Annotated in this window: 20 protein-coding genes and 1 pseudogene; 8 read left to right on the top strand and 13 right to left on the bottom strand. The window is 59.5% G+C overall.

The window, feature by feature from the left end:
• The first annotated feature begins 5 nt into the window (after positions 1-5).
• The gene (gene oadA, locus FQ187_RS04285; protein ID WP_149628533.1) at positions 6-1,814 is read left to right on the top strand and encodes a sodium-extruding oxaloacetate decarboxylase subunit alpha; all 1,809 of its coding nucleotides are present in this window, start codon (positions 6-8) and stop codon (positions 1,812-1,814) included.
• 76 nt (positions 1,815-1,890) lie between these two features.
• Here oadA and FQ187_RS04280 read toward each other — a convergent pair.
• From FQ187_RS04280 to FQ187_RS04270, 3 genes and pseudogenes are all read right to left on the bottom strand, one after another.
• A pseudogene (locus FQ187_RS04280) lies at positions 1,891-4,281 on the bottom strand (autotransporter domain-containing protein).
• 221 nt (positions 4,282-4,502) lie between these two features.
• Positions 4,503-5,339 carry an amino acid ABC transporter permease gene (locus FQ187_RS04275; RefSeq protein ID WP_123367500.1) on the bottom strand — a complete coding sequence of 279 codons (837 nt, stop codon included), beginning with the start codon at positions 5,337-5,339 and terminating at the stop codon, positions 4,503-4,505.
• Positions 5,336-6,157, bottom strand: coding sequence for an ABC transporter substrate-binding protein (locus tag FQ187_RS04270; RefSeq protein ID WP_149628532.1), 822 nt, complete (start codon positions 6,155-6,157; stop codon positions 5,336-5,338). The genes FQ187_RS04275 and FQ187_RS04270 overlap by 4 nt, the downstream gene beginning before the upstream one ends.
• Positions 6,158-6,269: 112 nt before the next feature.
• Between FQ187_RS04270 and FQ187_RS04265 the strand changes: the two genes are divergently transcribed.
• A complete protein-coding gene (locus FQ187_RS04265; RefSeq protein WP_149628531.1) occupies positions 6,270-7,169 on the top strand; it encodes a homocysteine S-methyltransferase family protein in 900 nt (299 codons plus the stop codon).
• Between the two features lie 117 nt (positions 7,170-7,286).
• Here FQ187_RS04265 and FQ187_RS04260 read toward each other — a convergent pair whose 3' ends face one another.
• The 3 genes from FQ187_RS04260 to FQ187_RS04250 are packed head-to-tail and all read right to left on the bottom strand — an operon-like array spanning position 7,287 to position 9,055.
• Positions 7,287-7,958, bottom strand: a complete 672-nt coding sequence (locus FQ187_RS04260; RefSeq protein WP_046053906.1) for a GNAT family N-acetyltransferase — start codon at positions 7,956-7,958, stop codon at positions 7,287-7,289.
• 17 nt (positions 7,959-7,975) lie between these two features.
• Positions 7,976-8,422 carry a GNAT family N-acetyltransferase gene (locus FQ187_RS04255; RefSeq protein WP_149628530.1) on the bottom strand — a complete coding sequence of 149 codons (447 nt, stop codon included), beginning with the start codon at positions 8,420-8,422 and terminating at the stop codon, positions 7,976-7,978.
• 9 nt (positions 8,423-8,431) lie between these two features.
• The gene (locus FQ187_RS04250; RefSeq protein WP_149628529.1) at positions 8,432-9,055 is read right to left on the bottom strand and encodes an FMN-binding negative transcriptional regulator; all 624 of its coding nucleotides are present in this window, start codon (positions 9,053-9,055) and stop codon (positions 8,432-8,434) included.
• 90 nt (positions 9,056-9,145) lie between these two features.
• On the opposite strand from FQ187_RS04250, the gene FQ187_RS04245 reads away from it, so the two are divergent.
• Positions 9,146-10,696 carry a PLP-dependent aminotransferase family protein gene (locus tag FQ187_RS04245; RefSeq protein ID WP_149628528.1) on the top strand — a complete coding sequence of 517 codons (1,551 nt, stop codon included), beginning with the start codon at positions 9,146-9,148 and terminating at the stop codon, positions 10,694-10,696.
• A gap of 15 nt (positions 10,697-10,711) precedes the next feature.
• Here FQ187_RS04245 and FQ187_RS04240 read toward each other — a convergent pair whose 3' ends face one another.
• The 6 genes from FQ187_RS04240 to aspA form a co-directional block, all read right to left on the bottom strand.
• The gene (locus FQ187_RS04240; RefSeq protein ID WP_149628527.1) at positions 10,712-11,827 is read right to left on the bottom strand and encodes a polyamine ABC transporter substrate-binding protein; all 1,116 of its coding nucleotides are present in this window, start codon (positions 11,825-11,827) and stop codon (positions 10,712-10,714) included.
• A 12-nt stretch (positions 11,828-11,839) separates the two neighbouring features.
• Entirely contained in the window at positions 11,840-12,871 is a 1,032-nt protein-coding gene (locus FQ187_RS04235; protein WP_149628526.1) for a histone deacetylase family protein, read from the bottom strand.
• Between the two features lie 146 nt (positions 12,872-13,017).
• Positions 13,018-14,010, bottom strand: coding sequence for an AraC family transcriptional regulator (locus FQ187_RS04230; RefSeq protein WP_149628525.1), 993 nt, complete (start codon positions 14,008-14,010; stop codon positions 13,018-13,020).
• 163 nt (positions 14,011-14,173) lie between these two features.
• Positions 14,174-15,178, bottom strand: a complete 1,005-nt coding sequence (locus tag FQ187_RS04225) for an asparaginase (protein ID WP_149628524.1) — start codon at positions 15,176-15,178, stop codon at positions 14,174-14,176.
• 99 nt (positions 15,179-15,277) lie between these two features.
• Positions 15,278-16,726, bottom strand: coding sequence for a sodium:alanine symporter family protein (locus FQ187_RS04220; RefSeq protein WP_149628523.1), 1,449 nt, complete (start codon positions 16,724-16,726; stop codon positions 15,278-15,280).
• Between the two features lie 520 nt (positions 16,727-17,246).
• Positions 17,247-18,671 (bottom strand): aspartate ammonia-lyase, encoded by a 1,425-nt coding sequence (aspA, locus tag FQ187_RS04215; RefSeq protein ID WP_149628522.1) that lies wholly within the window; start codon positions 18,669-18,671, stop codon positions 17,247-17,249.
• A gap of 180 nt (positions 18,672-18,851) precedes the next feature.
• On the opposite strand from aspA, the gene FQ187_RS04210 reads away from it, so the two are divergent.
• Positions 18,852-19,763, top strand: a complete 912-nt coding sequence (locus FQ187_RS04210; RefSeq protein ID WP_149628521.1) for a LysR substrate-binding domain-containing protein — start codon at positions 18,852-18,854, stop codon at positions 19,761-19,763.
• Positions 19,764-19,863: 100 nt separating this feature from the next.
• On the opposite strand, the gene FQ187_RS04205 is transcribed toward FQ187_RS04210, so the two are convergent.
• Positions 19,864-20,409, bottom strand: coding sequence for a hypothetical protein (locus FQ187_RS04205; protein ID WP_149628520.1), 546 nt, complete (start codon positions 20,407-20,409; stop codon positions 19,864-19,866).
• Positions 20,410-21,090: 681 nt separating this feature from the next.
• Here FQ187_RS04205 and purE point away from each other — a divergent pair.
• From purE to FQ187_RS04185, 4 genes are all read left to right on the top strand, one after another.
• Positions 21,091-21,582 (top strand): 5-(carboxyamino)imidazole ribonucleotide mutase, encoded by a 492-nt coding sequence (gene purE / locus FQ187_RS04200; protein WP_008150032.1) that lies wholly within the window; start codon positions 21,091-21,093, stop codon positions 21,580-21,582.
• A gap of 11 nt (positions 21,583-21,593) precedes the next feature.
• Positions 21,594-22,676: a 5-(carboxyamino)imidazole ribonucleotide synthase gene (locus FQ187_RS04195; protein WP_149628519.1), complete on the top strand. Its 1,083-nt coding sequence runs from the start codon at positions 21,594-21,596 to the stop codon at positions 22,674-22,676.
• Positions 22,677-22,783: 107 nt separating this feature from the next.
• On the top strand, positions 22,784-23,029 hold the full coding sequence (locus tag FQ187_RS04190; RefSeq protein WP_010465333.1) for a GlsB/YeaQ/YmgE family stress response membrane protein: 246 nt from the start codon (positions 22,784-22,786) through the stop codon (positions 23,027-23,029).
• Between the two features lie 89 nt (positions 23,030-23,118).
• Positions 23,119-23,655, top strand: a complete 537-nt coding sequence (locus tag FQ187_RS04185) for a DUF3299 domain-containing protein (RefSeq protein WP_149628518.1) — start codon at positions 23,119-23,121, stop codon at positions 23,653-23,655.
• The last annotated feature ends 134 nt before the right edge of the window (positions 23,656-23,789 follow it).

Here is a 23,789-nt window from a genome sequence, read left to right as displayed (position 1 = left end):
TTCCAATGACTAAGAAAATCCACGTTACCGACACAATCCTGCGCGACGCCCACCAATCGCTGCTCGCGACTCGCATGCGCACCGAAGACATGCTGCCGATCTGCGACAAGCTCGACAAAGTCGGCTACTGGTCGCTGGAATGCTGGGGCGGCGCGACCTTCGACGCCTGCGTACGTTTCCTCAAAGAAGACCCGTGGGAGCGCCTGCGCCAACTGCGCGCGGCGCTGCCTAACACTCGCCTGCAAATGCTTCTGCGTGGTCAGAACCTGCTGGGCTACCGCCACTACAGCGACGATGTGGTCAAAGCCTTCGTCGCCAAGGCCGCGGTCAACGGCATCGACGTGTTCCGCATCTTCGACGCGATGAACGACGTGCGTAACCTGCGAGTCGCCATCGAAGCGGTGAAAGCTGCTGGCAAACACGCTCAAGGCACCATCGCTTACACCACCAGCCCGGTGCACACCATCGAGGCGTTCGTGGCGCAAGCCAAGCAGATGGAAGCCATGGGTTGCGACTCGGTGGCGATCAAGGACATGGCTGGCCTGCTGACGCCGTACGCCACTGGCGAGTTGGTCAAAGCGTTGAAATCCGAGCAATCGCTGCCCGTGTTCATTCACTCGCACGATACCGCTGGCATGGCAACGATGTGCCAACTGAAGGCCATCGAGAACGGCGCCGATCACATCGACACCGCGATCTCCAGCTTTGCCTCCGGCACCAGCCATCCGGGCACCGAATCGATGGTCGCCGCCCTTAAAGGCAGCGAGTTCGACACCGGCCTGAACCTGGAACTGCTGCAAGAGATTGGCTTGTACTTCTACGCCGTGCGCAAGAAGTACCACCAGTTCGAAAGCGAGTTCACCGCCGTCGATACCCGCGTTCAAGTCAACCAGGTCCCGGGCGGGATGATTTCCAACCTGGCCAACCAGTTGAAAGAGCAGGGCGCCCTGAACCGCATGAGCGAAGTGCTGGCCGAAATCCCGCGCGTTCGTGAAGACCTCGGCTTCCCGCCGCTGGTGACCCCGACTTCGCAGATCGTTGGCACTCAAGCGTTCTTCAACGTGCTGGCCGGTGAGCGCTACAAGACCATCACCAACGAAGTGAAGCTTTACCTGCAAGGCGGCTATGGCAAGGCGCCGGGCACCGTGAACGAAAAACTGCGTCGCCAGGCCATCGGCAGCGAAGAAGTGATCGACGTGCGTCCGGCTGACCTGCTTAAGCCGGAAATGACCAAGCTGCGTGCTGAAATCGGTACGGTGGCCAAGTCTGAAGAAGACGTGCTGACCTACGCCATGTTCCCGGACATCGGGCGCAAGTTCCTTGAAGAACGCGCCGCCGGCACCCTGACTCCAGAAGTGCTGCTACCGATTCCTGAAGCCGGCGGCGTGACCTCGGCCGGTGGCGAAGGCGTGCCGACCGAGTTCGTCATCGACGTCCACGGCGAAACCTACCGCGTCGACATCACCGGTGTCGGCGTCAAGGCTGAAGGCAAGCGTCACTTCTACCTGTCTATAGACGGCATGCCGGAAGAAGTGGTGTTCGAACCACTCAACGAATTTGTCGGCGGCGGCAGCAGCAAGCGCAAGCAAGCCACTGCACCGGGCCACGTCAGCACCACCATGCCGGGCAACATCGTCGACGTGCTGGTCAAGGAAGGCGATACCGTGAAAGCCGGCCAGGCCGTGCTGATCACCGAAGCGATGAAGATGGAAACCGAAGTCCAGGCGGCCATCGCCGGCAAAGTCACCGCCATCCACGTGGTCAAGGGCGACCGGGTGAACCCGGGCGAAATCCTGATCGAGATCGAAGGCTGAGTTAACAGCCTCGAGATACCGCTTTAAACCTCGGGGGGCATGTGCTCCCCTTTTTTTCGCCCGCGATTTGTGGGGGTTAGAAGCTCATTCGCCACTGACCCGTTACTCCATGGTTTCGGCTGTCGTTGCCGATCTCGCCAGTGAGACCGACGCCCAAGGTGTGTTTTGCTGACAATCCAAGGTCCAGCCCTGCATCGACCAGCAGACTGTCACGATCCAGCGGCGCGCCGGAAACGGTGAAGTTTTTTCCGCCCGTCACCAATCGTTGGCGGGTATCGCTGTAGACGTCCCCGTAAGTGTGTTTCCAGCCGGCACTGAACCGTGGCGTCAGTTGCATTCCGTTATCCAGAGTGTTGAGCTTCGCCAGCCGCAGGCCGAACGTGCTGTTCAAATTGTTCTGCGTTTGACCGTGTACCTTCAGCGCCGCTGCGCCGCCTTTTTCCGTGTAAGTGTCGCGCTAATAGCGCTGGTAGCCCAGGCTGGCAAACGGTTCGATGCTGACGTTCGCCTGGCCCAGGTTGTAACCCAATTCCGCAAAGGCCTGCTGGGTGTTGGCATCGTAACGGCCTTCGGGGCGGTCGCTGAAACCTTTGAAGGCAACCCGGCGTTTAGTGCTGCCGTCGTGGCTGCTATAGGTCGCGCCCAGTCGCAGGGACATTGGTCCGTTTTGACGTAGGGCATAAGCTCCCAAATGCCAGCTGTCGAGATCGCCGTCGAGTCCGCGGCTGTCCAGGCGCGTTTCGGATTTGCCAGCCATCACACCGATGCGCCATTCCTCATCAACTCCCCAATCTGCGCCCAAAACCAGACCTTGGGTGGAGTGTTTCAGGGCGTCATAGTCGCGATCCAGTGTCCCGCCGTGACCCAATGCTTGAAGCCAGACTCGGCCATTGTCTTCGCTGCCGGCAGCCAGGCGTGGTGCATTGTTTCGTCTGCCAGTCATGCTGTAGGCATTGGCACTATCCAGCTGCCGCATGGCCGAGAGCATGGTTGCGCTGATTGGGCTGTCACTGTTGAGGGTCGCTTTCGCAAGGTTGGCGTTGTTGCCGCCAGCCAGCTGTTCGATGGCAACAGAAGCCGTTTGTTTGTCAGCGCTGAGCAGGGCTGCGACAGCAGCGTTTGTGGGGTTGGATGCCTTTGGCACTGTGGCGACGGAGTTGGTAGCTGGGGGTGGAGTTGAGGCAGTGATGGGCTGGTCGGTGGTGGTTGGAGTTACGGCAGTGACGGGCTGGTCGGTGGTGGGTGAAGTTGCGGCAGTGACGGGCTGGTCGGTGGTGGTTGGAGTTACGGCAGTGACGGGCTGGTCGGTGGTAGGTGGCGTTGCGGCTGTCGATGGTTTTTCAGCGGTAGTTGTCGGTGTGGAGACCGGAACGGATGTGTCGGTACTTGCAGGTGGATTCGGGGCTTCAGCGACGGAGGGGGCCTGAGGTATGTCCTTTGGCTCTTCAATGCTTTGGGCGACTTCCTTCCCGTTATCCGTGGTTGCGACACTCTCGATCGCCACATCGTTACGGACGAAGATCAGGTTGACTCTCTTTTCTTCGTAGTCGAGCGTGGGCGTTAAAAAGGCAAGGTTATTGATGACTTTCCCAAATTCCCCTTCGACTTTACTGGCAGCAAGGATGTTGTTTTCGCTGATTAGCGGGTAGTCACCCGGTGCTGCAACGATGTTCAGTGTGGCGCCGCCGAGGCTGGCGGTGCCACCGACTAATATCGTTTCACCTTTGCGGTCGGCATTGACCTCGTAGGTTAGCTCGGCAGTTTTTGAGAGGTCCAAGTCACCTTTAACTTTCGGTGCGCCGTGCAAACCGTCGACAGAAAACTTTCCGTTTACCTTCAGGGAACCCGTTAAACCGTTGCCCGCAAAAGCGCCTTTTTCATGGATAACGACATTGCCTTCGATAGTTCCTGGGTTGTTCAGGAAACCTCCTGATTGCACGGTCGCGTCGCCGCCAATCGTTCCGTTGTTGACAAGCGCTCCTTGGGTCAACGCCCCACCCTGGATATGCCCATTATTTATTAGCGTTGCTTTTGGACGAATCCAGACACCGGTATTGAAATCACCGGAACCATTCATAGTCCAAGTGCTTCGTTTGAGCTCCAGGCCTTCAAAACGACGACTCTCGCCTAACGTGCCACCGCTCGCGGTATCGAGTTGCAGGAAGTTGACACCGTCACCACCGTCAATCAATCCGGCAACGGCTCCGCGGCCAGACACAATGACCAGATCATCTCCATCGCCGAATGTCCGATCAATACCATCGGCTGCTTTGCTGATGGTGGTCTTGTTGGTGGCGGGATCATTTATAAATGCGTCCAGCGCCGCCATGAGCTGCTCTGGCGATTCAATCGGTGGTGCGGTGGTATCCGCGGAGATCTGCTGAGCCATCGAAAATTCAGCGCAACCCAGCGCAAGCGCAATGGCCAGCGCCAGGTGTTGTGGTCGGTATTTGTGTTGAACGGGCATCGAGTACGGCCTCTTTTGAAAGGAGGCCAAACTCTAAGAGGGAGGCTATAGGTGCCGATGTCAGCTGCTTCCCGCAGGCTTGCGGGGGTTGTCAGAAGGTTGTGTAGAAAATTGCCAGCTGCTTGAGGAAGGCTGTTTTTACCCGTTCGGGCTGACGCTTTTTCTTACAACAAATCGAGACATGGTCGGCTATCGCAACTCGGAAACTCATCTGTCTTTCGCTAACTACGGCTCAAGTAAGCCTTCCCATAATGCCGCTCCATCCTCGCCTGAATCAGCTCCAGCCCAATCGACATCACCCAATAAATCACCGCCGCCGTCGTCAGCATCTCGATGTAGCGATAGCTCGAGCGCCCATACGATTGCGCCAGAAACATCACCTCCCAAACCCCCATCACCGAGATCAGCGACGAGTCTTTGAGCATCGAGATGAACTGGTTGGTGGTTGGCGGGATGATGGTGCGCATGGCCTGGGGCAGGGTGACGCGCCAGAAGATCACGGTTTCGCGCATGCCCAGCGCCAGGGACGCTTCGCGTTGGCCGTGGGGGACGCCGAGGATGCCGGCGCGGAAGATTTCGCTCAGGTAAGCGCCGTAGTTGAGCGACAGGGCGATGATGCCGGCGGCGATGGCGCCCGGGACGATGCCGAGTTGTGGCAGGCCGAGGTAGATCAGCAGGATCTGGATCAGTAGCGGTGTGCCACGAAAGAACGAGGCATAGAAGCTCGCAATCCCGAAGGCCACAGCGCTTTTCGACAGCCGCGCCAGGGCGGTAATGAAGCCCAGCAGCGAGGACGTCACGATTGAACACAGGCACAGAAACAGCGTCAGCGCCGCGCCCTGCAAAAAGCCGTTGGGCGCCAGGTGCAGACCGATCAGGTTCGGCAGTTTGTCGAGGATGATTGAGAACTTCAGGTCGAAGCTCAGGAAGAAGCTGGCGAACAATCCGAGCATCGCTGCCCAGGTCAGGTACAGCCGCGTGCGGAAACCGAAGATCCGTTGCAGTCGCGACTCAGCCACCGGTTGCGGCGGCTGGGGAGGTTTGGGGAAAGAAGTCATTTGCTGATGTCGGCGCCGATCCATTTTTGCGACAGCTTGCTCAGGGTGCCGTCCTGTTTCAGCTGAGCGAAGACGTCACGCACTCTGGCGTCCCACTGGGCGTCGCCTTTTTCAATGGCCACCGAGTTTGGCTCCGAGTACAGCGGCTCGCCGGCGAGCTTGAAGCGTTTGTCTTCGGTCAGGCGCGGTTGGGCGGTGACAAGGTTGGTGAGGATCGCATCCAGTCGAACGCCAGCGCCCAGGCCGAGGTCCTGGAATGCCACGTTGTCGGTGTCATACGGCGCGATCTGCACATCTTCGAAAGGGTACTGCAGTTGAGTGTCTTCGGCGCCTTCGATCACCAGGTTTTTGTTCAGGTAGCTTTCGTAGCTGGAGGCACTGGTGAGGCCGACTTTTTTGCCGCTCAGGTCTTTGGCGCTGTGGATGCTGTCGTCCTTGGCGTTGACCACGATCACCGCTGGCGAGGCGTAGTACTCGACCGGGAAGTCGAAGACCTCGGCGCGGGCCTTGCTCGGGGTCATGGAGCAGATGCAGATGTCATAGCGCCCACTCCAGCGGCCGGCCGCGATCACGTCCCAGGACGGGGTTTCGAGGCGCAGTTTGACGCCCAGTTTGTTCGCCACGGCCTTGGCCACGTCGACGTCGAATCCATCGAGCTGGTTTTGATCATTGAGGAACGAGAAGGGTGGATAGCTTTCCATCAACACGCCCACCAGTTCTTTCTTTTTTTCGACGCGATCCAGCGTGGCGCCGCCAAAGGCTTGGGTGGAGGCAGCCAGAATCGTCAGGCCCAGGGCCAGGAGTGGTTGGAGTTTCACAGTCGATCCCTGATAAAAAAGAGGTTGTTATTAACCGGATGGTGCGTATTAAATAGTTATAAGGACAACTCTGATAGTGAGTTATTTTCATAAGCTTATGAGTGAAAAGCATATGGGCGCAGCAAGCACAGTAATTCTGGATGGCGGCATGGGTCGTGAGTTGCAGCGCCGAGGCGCGCCGTTCAGACAGCCCGAGTGGTCGGCGCTGGCCTTGAGCGAAGCGCCGCAAGCGGTAGAGGCGGTGCACTCGGCTTATATCGAAAGCGGTGCGAACGTGATTACCAGCAACAGTTACGCGGTGGTGCCGTTTCACATTGGCGAAGAGCGTTTTGCAGCCGAAGGGCAGGCGCTCGCGGCGTTGGCCGGTGAGCTGGCTCGGCGCGCGGTAGAGGCTTCGGGCAAAGCGGTGCGCGTGGCCGGCTCATTGCCGCCGCTGTTTGGGTCCTATCGTCCGGACCTTTTCGATGCTGCTCGGGCGACTGAATTGTTGGCGCCGCTGGTGAAGGGTCTGGCACCTCATGTCGATCTATGGCTGGCGGAAACCCAGAGCTCGATCGTTGAAGCGCGAGCGATCCACGCCGGTCTGCCCACAGACGGCAAGCCGTTCTGGCTGTCGTTTACCCTGAAGGATGAGGACACGGACGAAGTGCCGCGCTTGCGTTCGGGTGAGCCGGTGGCTGACGCCGCAGCCGTGGCGGCTGAGCTGGGCGTCGAGACGTTGCTGTTCAACTGCAGCCAGCCGGAAGTGATCGGTGCTGCGATTGATGCCGCGCGGGAGACCTTCGAGCGTTTGGGGGTGAAGATTCACATCGGCGCTTACGCCAATGCCTTCCCGCCGCAACCGAAAGAGGCCACGGCCAATGACGGTCTGGACCCGCTGCGCGACGATCTCGATCCGCCGGGTTATCTGCACTGGGCGGCTGATTGGCAGAAGCGCGGGGCCAGTCATTTGGGTGGTTGCTGCGGGATTGGGCCGGAGCACATCGCCGTGCTGGCCCAGAAATTGGCGTGAAGCCAATCGCGAGCAAGCTCGCTCCCACAGAGATTTTCGGTGAACGCAATATTGGGGATCGCCGCAGATCAATTGTGGGAGCTTGCTCGCGAAGGCGTCCGTCCAGGCGCCGATGTTTTACCCGCGGCACTCCGCCAGGGTTTTCACCTGCCCCGAATCCGTCTGGTTCTCATCGGACAGCCAGCGCTCAAACCCTGCCCCGATTGCCGGCCATTCCGAGTCCAGAATCGAATACCACGCCGTGTCCCGATTCTGCCCCTTGACCACCATGTGTTGGCGAAACACGCCTTCAAAGCTGAACCCCAGACGCTCGGCCGCGTATTTGGAGCGGGCGTTGCCGTTGTTGCACTTCCACTCCAGGCGTCGGTAACCCAAGGCAAACGACTCTTTGGCGAGCAGATAAACCGCCTCGGTACTCTTCGGCGAACGCTGCATCGGCGCGCCAAATGTGACATGGCCGATCTCGATCCGACCTTGTGAAGGAACAATCGACATCAAACTGAGGATGCCCTGCACATCGCCGCTGGCTCGGTCGATCACGCTGAAGAAGTACGGGTCGCTATTGGCCGCATGATTGTTCAGCCAATCGTTGAACGCGCTGCGCTCCGGGAAAGGACCGTAAGGCAAATAGTCCCAGAGTTTCGGGTCGGCACCCGGGCCTTGCAGGGCCTTCCACAAACCATCGGCGTGACGCGCCGGGTCGAGTTTTTCCAGGCGGATGAAACGCCCTTCAATGGTTTGGACTGATGGCGCCGGAACGCCTTTCCAGTCGGCGAGTGAAGTCGACATGTTGTTCTCCTTGAACCTTACAGGGTTTTGCGAAACTGGATAAAACCGGGGCGTTCGGCGATGCGCTCGTAGAGCTGGATCGCAGTGGCGTTGGTTTCGTGGGTCAGCCAGTGGACCTTGCAGCAACCGTCCTCTTTGGCGGTGGCGTAAACGAATTCGATCAGCTGCCGGCCGACGCCAGTGCCACGGGTTTCAGGCGTTACCAACAGGTCTTGCAGGTAGCAGGAGTTTTCGATGCTCCAGTTCGAACGATGGTAGATGAAGTGCACCATGCCCACCGCTTTGCCATCGGCCCAGGCCAGCGCGGCATGGGTCGGTTCGCTCGGGTCGAGCATGCGCTGCCAAGTGCTTTGGGTGACGGCCTCAGGCAGTTCGGTGTTGTAGAAACGCAGGTACGCTTGCCACAAGGGTAACCAGGCGGCGTGGTCGTCGGCGGTGACCTGGCGGATGTCGATCTGACTCATGTTCATTCCTTAACGCATCAAGTGGGCGAGGGCCTGGTCGTGCACATCAGGGCTGGCGGCAAGCCCCTCGCGCACACCGGTGATGTCTGCAGCGTTGCGGTTCTGGCTGAGCTTGCGTTTGCCTTCCAGGCGCTGGATCGGCAAGGCAAAACCGACGATGGCCTTGAGCATCCCATCAATGTAGTCGGCGGGGGCATCGGCGACTTTCCATGGACTGGCACGACCCGCTTCATGACGATCAGTCAGCGCGCTGACCAGAGTGCGCAGGCGATCGGCGTCGGTGAACACTTCAGCCGTGCCGTACGCATGCACGGCGACGTAGTTCCAGGTCGGCACGACTTTGCCGTGCTCGGCTTTGCTCGGGTAAAACCCCGGGCTGACGTAAGCGTCGGCACCGGCAAAAATCACCAGGGCTTCGGCGCCGTTCTGCAGTTCCTTCCATTGCGGATTGGCCTTGGCAAAGTGTCCATAAAGGGTGCCATTCGGGCCCTGGTCTGAACTCAACAGCAGCGGCAAATGGCTGGCTTGCAGACCTTGTTCCCCGTGTGTGACCAATACAGCGAGGCGGGTGCCGAGTATCTGCTGGTGCAGTTCATGCAAATCATCTATGGCAAAGCTGCGTGGCGTGTACATGGAGATTTTCCTTGGCGAATGCCTGCATCCTAGGCAGGCTATTGGTCTGTTGTAAGAGCCATTAACGACCAATTTCATAGGTCCATTGCCATGACCAGCGAGCCACTGTCCTTGTCATTCAACCCGGCGGGTATCGAACTCGATCGCCGTCAGGGTTTGAGCCGTCAGCTCTATCAAGCCTTGCGGGTGCGAGTGCTCGACGGTCGGCTGGCCAGTGGAACGCGATTACCGGCCAGTCGCGATCTGGCGGCGGCGTTGTCCATTTCCCGAAACAGCGTGGTCCGGGCCTACGATCAGCTCTACGCCGAGGGCTTTATTGAAGGGCGTGTGGGTGACGGGACGTATGTCGCGCAATTGCCTCAATCCGTGCTGCCGGGGAAAAAACTATCCACAAAAGTATCCACAGGGTTGTCAACAGGGTTACCCACAGCCTTATCCACAAATTGGCTGGATTTACCTGTGGTTTCATCCAGCAAAGTTATCCACAGCGGTGCGCTCGGACGCGTGGAAAAGAACCATTTGGCCTTGCCGCCGAGTGGTCCGCCTCGTGCCTTTCGCGTAGGAGTTCCGGCTTTTGATCTGTTCCCTTTCGAGGTTTGGGCCAAGCTGAATGCGGCTTTCTGGCGTAAACCGGATCTCCAGCAACTGTGTTACGGCGATCCAGCAGGCGACGCGCGCTTGCGCGGCCTGATTGCCGCGTATTTACGCAGCTCCCGGGGGATGCAGTGCACGGCTGAGCAAATAGTGATCACCAGTGGCGCACAGCAGGGGATTAGCCTTTGTGCACAGCTGCTGGTAGAGCCGGGCGATGGCGTGGCGATCGAGAATCCGGGGTATCGGGCGGCGGGTCATGCGTTCGCCGTGGCCGGTGCGCGATTGCACGGGGTGGCGGTGGACAGCGACGGTATCGACTGCACTGAATTGAACGGGCTCATCGATTGTCGATTGGCCTATGTCACGCCGTCGCATCAATATCCGACCGGGGTGGTGATGAGTCTGGCGCGGCGGCTGGAGTTGTTGGCCTGGGCCGAGCGAACCGATGGGTGGATCGTCGAGGATGATTACGATGGCGAGTATCGTTACAGCGGCGCGCCACTGGCCCCGCTGGCTGCACTTGATCGTCACGGGCGGGTGCTCTACGTCGGCACCTTCGGCAAAGTGGCTTTCCCGGCATTGCGCCTGGGCTATCTGGTGCTGCCACCGGCACTGGTAGATGCTTTCGCCCAGCGTCGCGCGGTCGATGTGCGCCACTCCGAGGTGAGCACCCAGGCCGTCATGGCCGAGTTCATGGCGGCCGGGCATTTCCAGCGGCACATCCGCCGCATGCGCCGCGCCGCATTGAGTCGCCGCAATACGCTTCTGGCTAACTGGCCTTCGGATATTCCCGGGGTTGGCAGCCTGCCGAGCGTGGCGGCTGGGCTGCACCTGACGGTGGCGGTCGACACTCAGGCCCGCGAGCGCGAACTGATTGAAGCCGCCGCCAGCGTTGATGTCGAGATCAATGGCCTGAGCAGTTACTGGCTACCGGATTCGAGAAACACTGTAGATCAACGCGCCGGGTTGGTGCTGGGCTTTGCGGCGGTGCCCGAGGCGGCAATCAGCGCAGCGCTCGGGCGATTGCAAAAGGTTTGGCGTCCCTGAGGTCGAGGACTTCCGTCAGGTCCCGGACTTGATCTTGGTCCAGGCCCGGGTCCGCGCCCGTTCGGCATCACGGGGCAGCGGTTGCAAGGTGTACAGCGTGCTCATCGCCGTTTCGGTCGGGTACAGATTCGGGTTGTTGCGGATCGCCGGGTCGACCATTTCTGTGGCGTCCTTGTTCGGGTTCGGGTAGCCGACGAAGTCGCTGACCGGTGCAATCACCTGCGGCTGCAACAAGTAGTTGATGAAGGTGTAGGCATCTTCCGGGTTCTTCGCGCCTTTGGGGATCGAGAGCATGTCGAACCAGATCGGCGCGCCTTCTTTGGGCAGGCGCATGTCGACGATCACGCCGTTCTTGGCTTCCTTGGCGCGGTTCGCTGCCTGGGAGAAGCTGCCGGAGTAACCGACGGCGACGCAGATGTCACCGTTGGCGATGTCGGCCATGTACTTCGAAGAATGGAAGTAGGTGACATACGGACGGATCTTCATCAGCAGCGCTTCAGCCTTTTCGTAGTCCGCCGGTTTCTTGCTGTTGGGGTCCAGGCCCAGGTGTTGCAGGGCCAGCGGCAGGATCTCCGATGGCGAGTCGAGTAGCGCGACACCGCACTGCTTGAGCTTGCTGATGTTCTCTTCCTTGAAGATCAGGTCCCAGCTGTCCACCGGGGCGTTGTCACCCAGTGCAGCCTTGATTTTGTCCGGGTTGAAGCCGATCAGGATGGTCCCGTACATGTACGGCACGGCAAATTTGTTGCCCGGATCGTTGGCTTCGATCAGCTTCATCAGCTTGGGATCGAGGTGGTTCCAGTTCGGCAGTTTGCTGCGGTCCAGCGGCTGGAAAACGCCGGCCTCGATCTGTTTGGCAAGGAATACGTTGGACGGCACGACCACGTCATAACCGGAGTTGCCGGTCAGCAGCTTGGCCTCCAGTGCTTCGTTGGTGTCGAAGATGTCGTAGACCAGTTTGGTCTGGGTGTTCTGGGCCTTGAAGTCTTCCAGGGCTTTGGGGGTGATGTAGTCGAACCAGTTGTAGACGTGCAACGTTCGCTCTTCAGCGTGAGCGGCACCACTGAGTACCGTGGCACACAGCACTGTGGGGAAGAGTGCTGGCGCGATAAAACGCTTGAGACTAATCATTGTTCTAATTCCTCATTGGGCGCTTTCAAAACCTTCGAGAACGTTCACGGCATTGATGCCGATTTCTTCTACCGCGTAGCCGCCTTCCATCACGAACAGCGTCGGCTTGCCGAGGCCGGCGATGCGCGCGCCCATGGCCAGGTAATCCGGGCTGTCGAGCTTGAATTGGGAGATCGGATCGTCCTTGAACGTATCGACGCCCAGGGATACGACGACGATATCGGCGCCGTACTTTTCGATCTCTTTGCAGGCTTGTTCCAGCGCGGCGCTCCAACTGTCCCAACCGCTCCCGGCCGGCAAAGGGTAGTTGAAGTTGAAACCTTCGCCGGCCCCTTCACCCAGCTCATCTTCATAGCCAAGGAAGAACGGGAACTCGGCTTCCGGATGACCATGGATCGAGGTGAACAGCACGTCGCTGCGCTCATAGAAAATCGATTGAGTGCCGTTGCCGTGGTGGTAGTCGACGTCGAGGATCGCGACCTTTTTATGGCCCTGATCGAGAAAGGCCTGCGCGGCGATGGCGGCGTTGTTGAGGTAGCAATAACCGCCCATCAAATCGCTGGCGGCGTGGTGTCCCGGTGGACGGCATAAGGCGAAGGCACTGCGGGCGCCGCGCTGAATGACGGCTTGCGCGGTCACCGCGACTTGCGCCGCACTGTATGCCGCTTGCCAGGTACCGGCGGTAATCGGTGCGCCGCCGTCGAAGCTGTAATAGCCGAGTTGGCCGTGCAGGCTGGTGGGCATGATCCGGCGCAGGGTGCGGGCTGGCCAGGTGTAGGGCAGCAAGTCGCCGTCGGTGCCGAATTCGGTCCAGCGCGCCCAGGCACCTTTGAAGAAGTCGAGGTAGTCGCGGCTGTGGACGCGCGCGATCGGGTCGAGGCCGAAATCCTGGGGCGCCTCCACAGGGCCGAGGTCGCGGTACTGCACACGCTGCAGAACATGGTCGGCTCGCGAAGGCATTTCGAAGCAGGGCATCAGTTGCCCGTCCATCAATTCGCAACGGCCGTGGTGCAGGTGGTGATCGTCCGAGTAGATCGTCAGCATTTCTTGTTCTCCGCAGGCTGATTCGGTTGAACACAGTCTTGCGGTGCGCGGCGTTTGAGAGAACGGCAGGAAAGGCCAAAAGGGGATTAATGTGGCCAAAAGATTTGACCGAAATTCTCCCCTTATTGGCGCGACGATGCCCCAGCTCAGGGCCTGAACTGACTCGGCGCTACGCCGCTCCAGCGTACAAAGGCATGGCGGAAACTCGCGGTCTCGCTGAACCCCAGCGCTTCTGCAATCCGATAGATCGGCAGTTCGTCCTCGCAGAGCATGCGTTTGGCCTGCTCGAACCGCAGTTCATCGAGCAACTCTTGATAGCTGCACCCCAGGTCCTTGAGATGTCGGCGCAAGGTGCGCGCCGAGCAGTTCAGCTGTTCAGCCAACCCATCCAGGCCCGGCGCTGCGCTCAATTGTGCGGCGAGGAGTTGGCGGATGCGGCCCAGCCAAGCCTGGCGTCCGGTGAACTCAGTGTTTTGTTTGCGGCAGCGTTCGGCCATGGCCTGATGGGTGATGGCGTCGGCCAGAGGCAGGGGGTGCTCCAGCCAGGCTTTGTCGAAGGCAAAGGCGTTGGACGCAGCGTCGAACTGCAAGGGGCAATCGAAACGTTCGGTGTAGCGTGCCTGATAGTCCGGTGCCGGGTACTCGAAGCGGGCGCCAAGCAGCGGCAACGGTTGGCCGAGCAGGTCTTCGCAAGTGACCTTCATCGAAACCAGGCAAAACTCGACATTGAATGGTGCCAGCGCTGGGTTTTCCCGATAGTCGCCAGCGGTGAGCCAGATGTGCTCGTTATCCTCTTCCAGGCTCAACTCGAACAGTGTTCCCAATAGCGCCGGATAGTGCAGCGCCAGCCGCAAGGCGTCACCTAAAGTGGCGCTGGTGAGTAAGGCGTACCCGAGCATGCCGTAGGACGAAACGTGCATCCGGCGGCCCAGTTCCAGGCCGATGTCACGCTTGAGCGCGACAGCATTGGCGCAGACCTGCATCTCCTGATTGGTGGTGATGCGCGTGTCCGCCCGGCTCAAATCCGCCGCGCTGATGCCGCTGCCGGCCAGCAGCGCTTCGCTGGACAAGCCCTCGGCCTTGAAGGTGTTGAGCACCAGGGAGACAGCGTTGAGGGTGGTGAGGTGGGAGTGGAGCATGGGGGGTTCCAGCCTTGGGATGGCTGGAGGACAGCAAGTTGTATGCCGAGTGATGAACCTGTGGGAGCGGGCTTGCTCGCGAATGCGGTGTAGCAGTCACATAGATGTTGGATGTGCCGCCGCCTTCGCGAGCAAGCCCGCTCCCACAAGGTTTTGGGGTGTGTCAGCTCAGTTCGCCGCAGAGGTCGAGTTCTACAAGACGCCGCACTTCAGCGGTGTCGAGCCCGGCACCCAGCAAGCCATGCAACTTGCCAAACGCCGCTTCACGGGTCATGCCGCCACCCGAAAGCACGCCTGCACCACGCAGACGACTGCCAGCCTCGTAAACATCCAGCTCGACGCCACCTTCATGGCATTGGGTGACGGCTACAACCACAACACCCTTGTCCCGCGCCCGTTCCAGGCTGGCGAGAAACTCGGGGTTATCGCTTGGCCCGGTGCCGCTGCCGTAGCACTCCAGCACCAAACCTTGAATACCGCTGTTCAGCACGCCATCGAGCTGCTCGGCGCCAATGCCGGGGAACAACGGCAGCACCGCGACTTTCGCCAACTGCTTGATCTTGCGGTAATGCAACTCCACTGGCAGCGCTGGCGCTTTCACGCCGCCGCCCTGACGCTCCAGTCGCTTGAACGGATGACGACCGAAACTGCGCACCTTCGCGCAACGAGTCGGGTCCAGCAATTCGCCGTGGAAGTACAGATGAACGCCCGGTGCCAGGCCTTGGCCCAGCGCAACCAGCGCACCGCTGAGGTTTTCCCAGGCGTCGCTGTCAGTCACACCAGCCGGCAGCATCGAACCAGTGAACACCACGCGAGCCTGCATACCGAGCAACTGAAAGCTCATGGCCGCCGCGCTGTAGGCGAGGGTGTCGGTGCCGTGCAGGATCAGCACGCTGTCGCAGCCCTGGACATCGACTGCGTCGACCACCGCTTCACGCAGTTGCTGCCAGTAAGCCGGGCTCATGTTGGCGCTGTCGATCAGCGGCGACATCTCGCGAAAGCGCCACTGCGGGACGACAAGGTCAGGCTGGCTGTGCAGATACTCGCGCATCCGGGCTTCGAAACCGGACGCCGGGGCCAGGCCATGAGCGCTGGCTTGCATACCGATGGTGCCGCCGGTGTAGAGCACCATGACGTGCTGGGCGGCAGGGTAGGTCGAGGAATTCATGGGGGTTCTCCGAGAACGATGACAGCATGCGGCCGAGCATGACGCCGGCCGAACGCTGTGTCACGCCGGGCGCAGGGGATGCGCCCGGTTTTTTACCGATCAGCGTTGCGCTGCGGGTACGCCTTGCAGCTCAGCTTCAGGCTTGGTGGCCGCTGGCGGATTGGCTGGCCAGGCTTTCAAATCCAGGTCCAGATCCGGGAATTTGCTCGAATCGAACACGGGCGTCTTGATGCCGGCCGCGCGCTGGTCATCGTAGTCACGCAGGATGCGCATGCCGACTTTGAACAGCAGGAACAGCGCGATCAGGTTCACAAACGCCAGCAGGGTCATGGTGATGTCAGCGAAGGCGAACACCGTGCCGAGGTTTTCGATTGCACCCCAGAAGATCAACACCAGTACCAGCGCGCGATAGCCGATCAGCGCCTTGCGGTTTTCACCGATCAGGAAGCGCAGGTTGCTCTCGCCCAGGTAGTAGTTGTAGAGGATCGAGGTGAACACGAACAACGACAGGGCCACGGAGATGAAGCTCCGGCCCCAGTCACCGACTACGGCAGCGAGCGAGTTCTGGGTCAGGGCAATGCCGTCGCCTTCGAAGCCCGGGGTGTAGAAGCCCGAGAGCAGAATCAGCAACGCGGTGCAGGTGCAGATCACGAAGGTGTCGAGGAACACGCTGAACGCCTGAACCACACCTTGTGCCACCGGGTGCTCGACCGACGCGACCGCAGCCACGTTTGGCGCACTGCCCAGGCCCGCTTCGTTGGCGAACACGCCACGCTTCACGCCCATGACGATGGCGGTGCCGATCAGGCCACCGAAGGCTTGATCCAGACCGAAGGCGCTTTTGACGATGGTCATCAGCATCGTCGGTACGTGATCGAACTGCAGCACGATCACGTAGATGGTCACGCCGATGTACACCAGGGTTTTCACCGGCACCAACAGGTCAGCGACCTTGGCGATGCGCTTGATACCACCGATGAACACCAGACCCAGCAACACCGCCAGGGCCAGGCCCGTGTAAGTGGGGTCGAGGTCGAAAGCGTTTTTCAGCGAGTGGGTCACGGCATGGGATTGCAGGCCGTTGAAGGCAAACCCGAAGGTCACCAGTAACAGGAACGCCATGATCATGCCCAGCCAGCGTTTCTGCAGGCCGTGCTGGATGTAATAGGACGGGCCGCCACGGTACGTGCCGTCGGAGTCGCAGCGCTTGTAGAGCTGGCCGAGGGAGCATTCGAAGAAGCTGCTGGACATGCCGACCAACGCGGTCACCCACATCCAGAACACCGCACCCGGACCACCCAGGGTCACGGCGATACCGACACCGGCGATGTTGCCCGCACCGACACGACCGGCGAGGCTGAGCATCAGGGCCTGGAACGAGCTGAGTTGACCGGCGCTGCTTTTCAGGCTGTCGCGGAACACCGCGAACATATGGAAGAAGTGGCGCAGTTGAACGAAACGCGAGCGGATCGTGAAGTAGCTACCGAGCCCGACAATGAGCACGATCAGTACTTTCCCTGAGAGGAAGTCGTTGATAACTTCGAGCATGGATTTTTCCTCGCTGTTTTTTGTGTATGCAAATGCTGGGCGGGCAGAAACATCGCGTTACACCGGATTGCGCGTGGCAAAACAGGTGAGGCGAAGGTTCGTCCCGGTTTCATATTGCGGGTTTGTTATTAGTTCGGGTTTCGCATGGGTTTGGGCCTCGTTACCGACGACCGCTCACGCGAAGAGGGGCGGCACTATACCTATGAGCGTGCCGTCCGTCTGCACGGTTGTAGTGCAAGCGACGAAACGAGGCTTTGAAACACCCGGCGTTGATGGCGTCGGGCTCTTGTGGGAGCGAGTCTGCTCGCGATGCAGGCACCGCGGTTTTTCAGGTAGGCCGCGTTATCGTTTATCGCGAGCAGGCTCACTCCCACAGGGTCGGTGTGTTGCTAAACGAGTTAAAAAAAAGGGCTTGGGGAATAAATCCCCAAGCCCTCAAAAGGTGAGAGGTGTCTAGTCCCTCGACCTGGTGAGCGTGGCTCTCATGCTCTTCGTTAAGAGAGCAAGAGCCGGCGTTTGATCAAGCCTTGAGCGGGACCAGACGCGGAGCAATCATGTTTTCCGGGCGCAGGATGTCGGCGAGCATTTCGTCGTCGAGCAAGCCTTCTTCGCGCACCAGTTCCAGCACGCCGCGGCCGCTTTCGAGGGCGATACGGGCGATGCGGGTGGCGTTTTCATAGCCGATGTACGGGTTCAGCGCAGTGACCAGGCCGATCGAGTGCTCGACCAGTTCGCGGCAACGCTCTTCGTTGGCGGTGATGCCGACGATGCAGTGCTCGCGCAGCATGTCCATGGCGCGTTGCAGCAGGCGGATCGAGTCGAAGATCTTGAACGCGATCAGCGGCTCCATCACGTTCAGTTGCAACTGGCCGCCTTCGGCCGCGATGGTCAGGGCCAGGTCGTTACCGATGATCTGGAACGCTACCTGGTTAACCGCTTCCGGAATCACCGGGTTGACCTTGCCGGGCATGATCGAGCTGCCTGGCTGACGCGCTGGCAGGTTGATTTCGTTGATACCGGTGCGTGGGCCGCTGGACAGCAGGCGCAGGTCGTTGCAGATCTTCGACAGCTTGACCGCGGTGCGCTTGAGCATGCCGGAGAACAGTACGAAGGCGCCCATGTCGGAGGTGGCTTCGATCAAGTCGGCGGCCGGAACCAGCGGTTGACCGCTGATCAGCGCCAGACGCTGAACCGCCAGGTGCTGGTAGCGCGGGTCGGCGTTGATGCCGGTGCCGATCGCGGTGCCGCCCAGGTTCACTTCGGTCAGCAGTTCTGGCGCCAGTGTTTTCAGGCGCGCCAGGTCTTCGCTCAACGTGGTGGCGAATGCGCGGAATTCCTGGCCGAGGGTCATCGGCACGGCGTCTTGCAGTTGGGTACGGCCCATCTTCAATACGTGGTTGAACTCGACACCTTTGGCGGCAAACGCCTGGATCAGGCTGTCGAGGCTGGCCAGCAGCGCGTCGTGACCCAGCAGCAGACCCAGGCGGATCGCCGTCGGGTAGGCGTCGTTGGTCGACTGCGCCATGTTCACGTCGTTGTTCGGGTGCAGGTATTGGTATTCGCCCTTCTGGTGACCCATGGCCTCCAGCGCGATGTTGGCGATGACTTCGTTGGCATTCATGTTGGTTGAAGTGCCAGCGCCGCCTTGAATCATGTCCACCACGAACTCTTCGTGGAAATCGCCGCGGATCAAGCGTGCACAGGCTTCACTGATGGCAGCGTGCTTGGCTTCGCTCAGGTGACCCAGTTCGCGGTTGGCGTCAGCGGCGGCCTGTTTGACCATGGCCAGGCCGACAACCAGCTTCGGGTAATGCGAAATCGGAACGCCGGAGAGACGGAAGTTGTTCACCGCTCGCAGGGTCTGGATGCCGTAATACGCTTGAGCGGGTACTTCGAGTACGCCAAGCAGGTCTTTTTCTGTGCGGAAAGATGCAGCGGAGGACATGATAGAAATCATCTCGATAAGGACCCGGTCTGTGCCGGAACACTGCAAATGCTAGGCTTGTGGAGAATTTTGGGCCAATGCTGATAAACACTAGCCTATGCACATTCGGCATAATGCCCGTGTGACGCCGTGTCTGCGGCGAGCGTGTGACCTAAATTGGTGCGTGTCCGGGAGGGCGTGATGAACCTTGAAAGTAAATGGCTTGAGGACTTTAGTGCTCTGGCCGCCACCCGCAGCTTCTCCCAGGCTGCCGAACGACGCTTCGTGACTCAGCCGGCGTTCAGTCGACGGATCCGCAGCCTTGAAGCCGCGCTGGGGCTGACCCTGGTCAATCGCTCGCGCACGCCGATCGAACTGACGGCGGCGGGGCAGCTGTTTCTGGTCACCGCGCGGACGGTGGTCGAGCAGCTCGGTGAAGTGTTGCGTCACCTTCATCACCTGGAAGGCGGGCAGGGCGAGGTGATGCAGGTCGCCGCCGCTCACTCCCTGGCGCTGGGTTTCTTCCCGCGCTGGATCGCGCAGTTGCGTAATGAAGGCCTGAACATCGCGACGCGCCTGGTGGCAACCAACGTCGGTGATGCCGTGCATGCCCTGCGTGAAGGCGGTTGCGATCTGATGCTGGCGTTCTATGACCCGGATGCCGCGATGCAGATGGACCCGGAAATCTTCCCGTCGCTGCACCTTGGCGACACTGAAATGCTCCCGGTATGCGCGGCGGACGCCGAGGGCAAGCCGCTGTTCGATCTGGAAGGCGAAGGCAGTGTGCCGCTGCTCGCCTACAGCGCCGGAGCATTTCTCGGGCGTTCGGTGAACATGCTGCTGCGTCAGCGTGCGCTGCGCTTCAGCACCATTTACGAAACCGCTATGGCCGACAGCCTTAAAAGCATGGCGCTTGAAGGATTGGGCATTGCCTGGGTGCCGCGGCTCAGCGTGCGCGCCGAACTGGCTCGCGGTGAGCTGGTGGTTTGCGGCGGCCCGCAATGGCATGTGCCGCTGGAGATTCGCCTGTACCGCTGCGCGCTAGTGCGCAAGGCGAACGTGCGGTTGTTGTGGCGCAAGTTAGAGGGCGGGGCTGCGAATTCTGCGGTCTGACAGGGTAGAGGTGAAAGACAGGTGGATGGCTTTCACCCCCTGACCTGAGTTGAAAAAAAACAGGGAGATTTCAGGCGAATTGATCGAGATACTCGCGAATTTATGCTCTGTTCTTTTCGCTGAAATGGTAGGCATTGCCGCGAAAAGAAGAACCGATATCAACTTTCATAATCGTGTCGTGCCACCAACCGTCGTAAATTATTTCCGAATCTTCATGCGCTGCGTTGAGCATGTGGCCTACTTCGTGCGCAGGGAATCTGTAACTCAAGATTGACGCAATTCCTGCTCTTCCGGGTTGAGGGGCCATTCCGCCGGTTGTACTGTTTATTGGATCACGGGTTAATAGCAGGAATTTGGTGAGGTTTGGGTCGTAAGGATAAGTGTCGGCAACTTTTGCAATTAAATTGTCGACCATCCGATTCCAGCCATTGACCGATTCATCAGAATTTTCGTTTTTGTATCTGTAGCGGTACATCTCCGGGGTGTTTGACTCAGTGCTTAAGATGATACTGACGTTTCGGCTGGAGATGTTCTCAAGCTCGGTTTTTAACCAGGAAAAATAATCGTCATAAATAGAGTCCTTGTCGTAACCCTTCAGGTCCTCGTGGAGGAAGACCATTATTAATATAGGGCGCTTACTGTTCATATAAGATTCCAGTGGTAAGTTTTAAGGCTAAGTAGGTGCGTTCGAGAGAGGGAGTGACCAATCCCGGCGTTGTTGGTGTTTCGGGGAAGTTACTTGGAAAGTTGTTGATGCGTTTGCTGTTTTTGTCAGTGTATCGATCGCAGTTGCTGTACCCGAAAGTTGGATTTTGGACCATGTAACTGTCACAGGGTCATGGGGTTAAAAAGACCTTTGAGTTTTCATAGGTTGTAGTTCTTGAAGTTGAGTGTCTGCATGGTAGGTGTCTGGATTATTTGATGCTTTATGGCTAGATGTACAGAGTTGATATGTTTCAGTTGGTGTTGATGCTGTTTAGTTCTTCGGTTTGGGGTTTGCGTTGTTTCAATGAAATTATGTTAGTCGGCTTTAATGCCATGCTTATTGAAAGGTTCCCATCAAGTTGTCGACAGGTCGTTGATGGGGGCGTTTATGGTTGGGGCGTGTTGACCGTTGAGTCAGTAAAGCCGGGTGTAGCGAGAAAAATGGAGAGGTAATGACAGATGGTCATCCAAGGGGCTGTTTATCGGTATCTTTACGGTATACTGCGCGGCCTTCGGCCGGTTCGCCCGGCCTTAATTCGTACACTCAAGCCACGCCGGATATCCTGCGTGGCTTGTTGTTTTTTGACGCGTCTGCGGGCGCCCAGAGAGAAGAGGCACGACGATGAGTGCACTGGTTGGCGTGATCATGGGCTCCAAGTCCGATTGGTCCACCCTTAGCCACACCGCCGATATGCTGGAAAAGCTCGGCATTCCTTACGAGGTGAAAGTGGTCTCTGCCCACCGCACCCCGGACCTGCTCTTCCAGTACGCCGAAGAGGCTGAGGCGCGTGGCATCGAGGTGATCATCGCCGGTGCCGGCGGTGCGGCCCACTTGCCAGGCATGTGTGCGGCCAAGACCCACCTGCCGGTGCTGGGCGTGCCGGTGCAGTCGTCGATGCTCTCGGGCGTCGATTCGCTGCTGTCTATCGTGCAGATGCCCGCGGGCATTCCGGTCGCCACCCTGGCCATCGGCAAGGCTGGCGCGATCAACGCTGCGCTGCTCTCGGCGAGCATCCTCGGCGCCAAGCATCCGCAGTTCCACGCGGTGCTGAAAAAATTCCGCGCTGAGCAGACAGACAGCGTCCTGGAAAATCCAGACCCACGCATCGCCTGAGGTTGTTGACGATGAAGATCGGTGTAATCGGTGGCGGCCAGTTGGGTCGCATGTTGGCGCTGGCGGGCACTCCGCTGGGCATGAACTTCGCTTTCCTGGACCCCGCGCCGGATGCTTGCGCAGCCGCGTTGGGCGAACACCTGCGGGCCGATTACGGCGATCAGGATCACCTGCGTCAGCTGGCCGATGAAGTCGATCTGGTGACTTTCGAATTCGAAAGCGTCCCGGCCGAAACCGTGGCGTTCCTGTCGCAATTCGTCCCGGTCTACCCGAGCGCCGAAGCCCTGCGCATCGCTCGCGATCGCTGGTTCGAGAAGAGCATGTTCAAGGACCTGGGGATTCCCACCCCGGCGTTCGCCGACATTCAATCGCAAGCCGATCTGGACGCTGCCGTGGCTTCCATCGGTCTGCCGGCCGTGCTGAAAACCCGCACCCTGGGTTACGACGGCAAGGGCCAGAAGGTCCTGCGCAAGCCTGAAGACGTGGCCGGCACGTTCGCCGAACTGGGCAGCGTGGCCTGCCTGCTGGAAGGTTTCGTGCCGTTCACCGGTGAAGTCTCGTTGATCGCCGTGCGCGCTCGCGATGGCGAAACCAGGTTCTATCCGCTGGTTCACAACACCCACGACAGCGGCATCCTCAAACTGTCCGTGGCCAGCACCGATCACCCGCTGCAAGCCTTGGCGGAAGACTATTCCAGCCGTGTACTCAAGCAGCTGAACTACGTTGGCGTGATGGCGTTCGAGTTCTTTGAAGTCGACGGTGGCCTCAAGGCCAACGAAATCGCCCCACGGGTGCACAACTCAGGTCACTGGACCACTGAAGGTGCCGAGTGCAGCCAGTTCGAAAACCACCTGCGGGCCGTTGCCGGTCTGCCGCTGGGTTCGACGGCCAAGGTCGGCGAGAGCGCGATGCTCAACTTCATCGGTAAAGTGCCCGAGACCGAGAAAGTCATGGCCATTGCCGATTGCCATCTGCATCACTATGGCAAGGCGTTCAAGGTCGGTCGCAAGGTCGGTCACGCCAACCTGCGCTGCGCCGACAAGGCCACGCTGGAGCAGCAGATCCTCAAGGTCGAAGCGCTCATCGCCGAATAGTTTCATGTGGCAGCGGCGGAACCATTCAGGGGCCGCCGTTCTCTCATGGCAGGATGCAGAAGTCTGACTAGGCTTTCGCATAGCCAAACCAATCAGAGGGAAATGCCATGGGAATTATCGGAACCATATTTATCGGCTTGATCGTCGGCCTGCTGGCGCGGTTCCTGAAACCGGGCGATGACAGCATGGGCTGGATCATGACCATCCTGCTCGGTATCGGCGGTTCGCTGGCGGCCACTTACGGCGGCCAGGCTCTGGGCATCTACCACGCGGGCGAAGGCGCTGGCTTCATCGGTGCGCTGGTCGGCGCGGTGGTGTTGCTGGTGATCTACGGCTTGATCAGAAAGAACTGACTCAAAGCGACAAAGCCCCCTCTGCGCCGCACGCAGAGAGGGCTAGAATGCTCGGCGTTGCACCGTCCTCTCCTTTGCCGAGCACCTCCATGCGCCGTCTTTTACTGACTTTCCTTTTATTGGGCTCAGGCCTCGCCCATGCCGGCGAACTGCCGGAAACCGACTGGCTCGAACTGATGCCCAAGTCGGACCAGAAAGCCCTCGAGGCCATGCCCGAAATCGACCACAACTCTCCCGAAGCCAATGGCACCTTTACCCAAAAGGGTGGCATGAAGCAGAGCAAGGGCTTGCCGGCGGTGATGTATTCGACCAAAACCGTGCCGTCGATGAACGACAAGAACATCCGCATCGGTGGTTATCCGGTGCCGCTGGAATCCGACGCCCAGGGCCGCAGCACGCTGTTCTTCCTTGTGCCGTATCCGGGCGCCTGCATCCACGTGCCGCCACCACCACCTAATCAATTGGTGTTGGTGCGTTATCCGAAAGGTTTGAAGCTGAATGACATCTATACCCCGCTGTGGGTGACCGGCACGCTGAAGGTCGAGAAGGTCAACAACGACCTGGCTGACGCAGCGTATGCGCTGGACGCGGCGAAGGTGCGGGTGGTGAAGGAATCAGACTTGTAGAGATTCAAATAATGAAATGGCTACCCCCGCCGCCCCCTGTGATCGCCCACTAAGCTTTCACAGGGGGCTCACCGGAGACCGTTGCCATGAACAAAGTAGCTATTGCCGCCATCGACCTGGGAAAACACACCTTT

It is taken from the genome of Pseudomonas sp. ANT_J28 (genome assembly GCF_008370005.1).
GTDB lineage: Bacteria > Pseudomonadota > Gammaproteobacteria > Pseudomonadales > Pseudomonadaceae > Aquipseudomonas > Aquipseudomonas frigoris.
Note: the sequence above shows the minus strand (reverse complement) of the source record. Positions and strands in the feature narration are given on the sequence as shown.

What these genes read in the sequence shown, in the direction of transcription:
- oadA (WP_149628533.1), top strand. Translation starts at nt 6, where the DNA reads ATGACTAAGAAAATCCACGTTACCGACACAATCCTGCGCGACGCCCAC.
- FQ187_RS04275 (WP_123367500.1), bottom strand. Translation starts at nt 5,339, where the DNA reads ATGACTTCTTTCCCCAAACCTCCCCAGCCGCCGCAACCGGTGGCTGAG.
- FQ187_RS04265 (WP_149628531.1), top strand. Translation starts at nt 6,270, where the DNA reads ATGGGCGCAGCAAGCACAGTAATTCTGGATGGCGGCATGGGTCGTGAG.
- FQ187_RS04260 (WP_046053906.1), bottom strand. Translation starts at nt 7,958, where the DNA reads ATGTCGACTTCACTCGCCGACTGGAAAGGCGTTCCGGCGCCATCAGTC.
- FQ187_RS04255 (WP_149628530.1), bottom strand. Translation starts at nt 8,422, where the DNA reads ATGAGTCAGATCGACATCCGCCAGGTCACCGCCGACGACCACGCCGCC.
- FQ187_RS04250 (WP_149628529.1), bottom strand. Translation starts at nt 9,055, where the DNA reads ATGTACACGCCACGCAGCTTTGCCATAGATGATTTGCATGAACTGCAC.
- FQ187_RS04245 (WP_149628528.1), top strand. Translation starts at nt 9,146, where the DNA reads ATGACCAGCGAGCCACTGTCCTTGTCATTCAACCCGGCGGGTATCGAA.
- FQ187_RS04240 (WP_149628527.1), bottom strand. Translation starts at nt 11,827, where the DNA reads ATGATTAGTCTCAAGCGTTTTATCGCGCCAGCACTCTTCCCCACAGTG.
- FQ187_RS04235 (WP_149628526.1), bottom strand. Translation starts at nt 12,871, where the DNA reads ATGCTGACGATCTACTCGGACGATCACCACCTGCACCACGGCCGTTGC.
- FQ187_RS04230 (WP_149628525.1), bottom strand. Translation starts at nt 14,010, where the DNA reads ATGCTCCACTCCCACCTCACCACCCTCAACGCTGTCTCCCTGGTGCTC.
- FQ187_RS04225 (WP_149628524.1), bottom strand. Translation starts at nt 15,178, where the DNA reads ATGAATTCCTCGACCTACCCTGCCGCCCAGCACGTCATGGTGCTCTAC.
- FQ187_RS04220 (WP_149628523.1), bottom strand. Translation starts at nt 16,726, where the DNA reads ATGCTCGAAGTTATCAACGACTTCCTCTCAGGGAAAGTACTGATCGTG.
- aspA (WP_149628522.1), bottom strand. Translation starts at nt 18,671, where the DNA reads ATGTCCTCCGCTGCATCTTTCCGCACAGAAAAAGACCTGCTTGGCGTA.
- FQ187_RS04210 (WP_149628521.1), top strand. Translation starts at nt 18,852, where the DNA reads ATGAACCTTGAAAGTAAATGGCTTGAGGACTTTAGTGCTCTGGCCGCC.
- FQ187_RS04205 (WP_149628520.1), bottom strand. Translation starts at nt 20,409, where the DNA reads ATGAACAGTAAGCGCCCTATATTAATAATGGTCTTCCTCCACGAGGAC.
- purE (WP_008150032.1), top strand. Translation starts at nt 21,091, where the DNA reads ATGAGTGCACTGGTTGGCGTGATCATGGGCTCCAAGTCCGATTGGTCC.
- FQ187_RS04195 (WP_149628519.1), top strand. Translation starts at nt 21,594, where the DNA reads ATGAAGATCGGTGTAATCGGTGGCGGCCAGTTGGGTCGCATGTTGGCG.
- FQ187_RS04190 (WP_010465333.1), top strand. Translation starts at nt 22,784, where the DNA reads ATGGGAATTATCGGAACCATATTTATCGGCTTGATCGTCGGCCTGCTG.
- FQ187_RS04185 (WP_149628518.1), top strand. Translation starts at nt 23,119, where the DNA reads ATGCGCCGTCTTTTACTGACTTTCCTTTTATTGGGCTCAGGCCTCGCC.